Origin of the sequence: Pontibacter mangrovi, assembly GCF_006385705.1 — a bacterium.
Taxonomy (GTDB): domain Bacteria; phylum Bacteroidota; class Bacteroidia; order Cytophagales; family Hymenobacteraceae; genus Pontibacter; species Pontibacter mangrovi.
On record NZ_VFRQ01000026.1, the window covers coordinates 1 to 1,758 of the forward strand.

A 1,758-nucleotide genomic window follows, 5' to 3' on the forward strand; every position below is an offset into this window, starting at 1 on the left:
CGTGAAGGTTGGATAATAGGAGCCGTGTAAGGCGAGAGTCTTACGCACGGTTCTGTGAGGGCGTAAGGGGGAGGTTCCCTTGCGCTACTCGACTGTGAGGCGCTCCCCGTCAGCTAACGCTGGCGGGGCCGTCTACACGATTATAGCTTGTTTTTCTTCATTCTTTGGTCAATAACACTTCTGTCATAGTCAAGTAACCATGTGTTGAACTCGGTGTAAAGCGGTCTTAACGTTTCTATGTCTTTTGCCGCTATATCCAACCCACGGTCATCATACATGTTGAACAGAAGCTTTTTGTCTATATTTATAAAGAATATTTGACTATCGATTCTTGGTTCTCTTGAGAAGTCTGTGTTTGCAATAGCCTTTAGAATATTCTCATAATTAATACTGTTTATGGCAACTTTTGATATAGCCCGGTTCCACATATCATCAGGTTCATATAGTTGCCTTACAGTTGAGTAGTCAACTTCACTCTTCTTGAGTGCTGCAATTTGCTTAAAGGCATAGTTTGAAGACCTGATTTTACTTCTCTTTATTTTGTATTGGTTGAGAACTATAAAAACTTTGTCAGTTTCACTAAATGAAGCCCTAAATAAAGCTGTGGAACGCTTATTGACTTCTTTAAAGTACTCTTCTGTATTTGTATCCCCGACTTGCAGGTCAAAGCGCAAACTATTCTCCCAGTTGTAAAACAGAGGCATTTTTATTTTAAGCCCATTGAAGTTCTCTTCTAAGAACTGTTTATATTCTTGTTTTATGGTCACTTCTATAATATACAAATGGGCTATAACGTGTTCGTGCATAGTATGGGAAAGGCATTGCCGCAGCCTAAACTATGAACTTTTTTGGCTGAAGAGGTTTTTCATTTTAGCCTTACCGATTAAATGATCCGAAGACTAAGTATACTAACAGTATACATATATATGTAGCTGCAATAAACTGTTTGGATGATTTTCCTCTATTATGCAGGATTGAAAAGTTAATTAGTAAATGTGCAATAACAAATCCAAGGTACAACCGCCAAGTCGCACCAGCATAACTGTTGTTCGCCCCATAACCTAAAAGAAATGCCGTCAAGAAGAAAGCAATGACTATGATAATTAAGACTATGAAATTAAATACTATTATTTTAGTCACTGCCGTTCAGTCTATTTGAATAAATATTACCTCTTTTTCTTTTTTGTCTTTGCCATTACAGCGAACGGCTCGTATAAACAACGGCAAGGCCGTCGGCCGATGATGGTGTTTATACTTTGTTGGCGGTGCGTTTTTATTTATAGGCTTATACTTAACTTACTTGTTTCGATGGGAAAAGAGCTATACCTGTAATCGGTAGTCCAATTATATTAATCAGGTAACCAAAGAATAAAAAGACTCCAGCTCCTGTTACACATTTCGGGTCATCAGGTCCGAAGTTGTACATGAGTCCTGTCGCTGAAAGATAAGTCGCAAGTATTGGCACTACAAAACCTAAAAAGGAACAGCATAGAATAGCCAAGCCAAACTTTACCCGTCCTATTTTATTTCTTTTCCTTCCAATCACAAGCAAAATAATTATTGGAAGTATGATTAAGAGTAGCGGCAATATTATTCCGAGAAAAAGCCCCATTATCTCTAATTTATATTCTTTTCAATCTTTTGCGCATTTTATACTTTAAATGTACGCCAACGATTAGTCTAGATGGTGTTTCGTTGGAGGATCGCTGTGCTCTGCAAGTTCCTCCAATGGCATCTAGACAGTGTTGGTCGAGGTTG

At 38.3% G+C, this 1,758-nt stretch carries 1 protein-coding gene; it reads right to left on the reverse strand.

Translation table 11 applies throughout. The features are described from left to right. Window positions 1–140 precede the first annotated feature (140 nt). A complete protein-coding gene (locus FJM65_RS21055) occupies window positions 141–806 on the reverse strand; it encodes a DUF3885 domain-containing protein (protein ID WP_140624342.1) in 666 nt (221 codons plus the stop codon). Window positions 807–1,758 lie beyond the last annotated feature (952 nt).